We start from the raw sequence: 1,017 nt of genomic DNA on the forward strand, positions 1-1,017 counted from the left end.
GGCGCGGTAGGCGGTGTCGAGGTCCTCCAGCAGCACCCGCCAGGAGACCCCGTCGACCACCAGGTGGTGGGCGGACAGGTGCAGCACCGGGGGCCGTCCCTCAGCGCGCTCGTGCACGACGGCGCGCAGCAGCGGCCCGCCGCCGGCCAGGTCGTACGGGCCGAAGTGCGGGGTGTCCCCGTCCGGGCCGGTGTGCCGGGCCAGGGTGGCCCGGGGGGCCGGCTCCCCGGTCCGCCAGCGCACGGCGCCGGCGCCGTCCGGGGCGGTGAACGCCGAGCGCAGCGCGTCGTGGTGGGCGACCACGTCGTCCAGGGCCGCCGCCAGGGCCGCCCGGTCCAGGTCGGCGGGCAGCAGCAGGGAGACGGCCTGGTTGAAGTGGCCGGCCCGGCCGCCGGCGTGGCCGAACCACCAGCGCTGGATCGGGGTCGGCACGGCCTCCCCGGCGGCGGCCACCGGTGCGGGCGCGGCGGGGGCCTGGGCGTCCTCCGCGGCCCGGGCCAGCGCGGCGACGGTCTGGTGGCGGTAGAGGTCCCGGGAGGTCACCGCCAGCCCGGCCTGCCGGGAGCGGGCCACCACCTGGATGCCGAGGATGGAGTCGCCGCCGAGGTCGAAGAAGTTGTCGTCGGCGCCGACCCGCTCCAGCCGCAGCACCTCGGACCAGATCCCGGCCAGCGCGCGTTCGGCGGGGGTGCGGGGGGTGACGTGGCGCACGGCGGGCGCGGCCGGGCCGGGGTCGGGCAGCCGGTCGCGGTCGAGGGTGCCGTCGGGGCCCAGCGGCAGGGCGGGCAGCGGCACCACGACGGCGGGGACGAGGTGGTCGGGCAGGGTCAGGGCGAGGGTGCGGCGCAGCGCCTCGGGGTCGATCCGGCCGCCGGGGGCGGGCACCGCGTAGCCGACCAGCCGCCGGGCGGCCCCGGTGCGGACGGCCGGGCTGATCGCCACCCTGCGGGACCGCAACACGGCGATCCATTCCCCCACCGCGGCCGGCCTGACGCTGCTCGCCGCCGGTGCGGGTTG

Annotated in this window: 1 protein-coding gene; it reads right to left on the minus strand. The window is 79.8% G+C overall.

The window, feature by feature from the left end:
- The coding region (locus tag ABZW03_RS41300) for a condensation domain-containing protein (RefSeq protein WP_355270075.1) at positions 1-942 on the minus strand (942 nt) is incomplete at its 3' end.
- Positions 943-1,017 lie beyond the last annotated feature (75 nt).

Origin of the sequence: Kitasatospora sp. NPDC004799 (genome assembly GCF_040609095.1) — a bacterium.
Taxonomy (GTDB): Bacteria; Actinomycetota; Actinomycetes; order Streptomycetales; family Streptomycetaceae; genus Kitasatospora.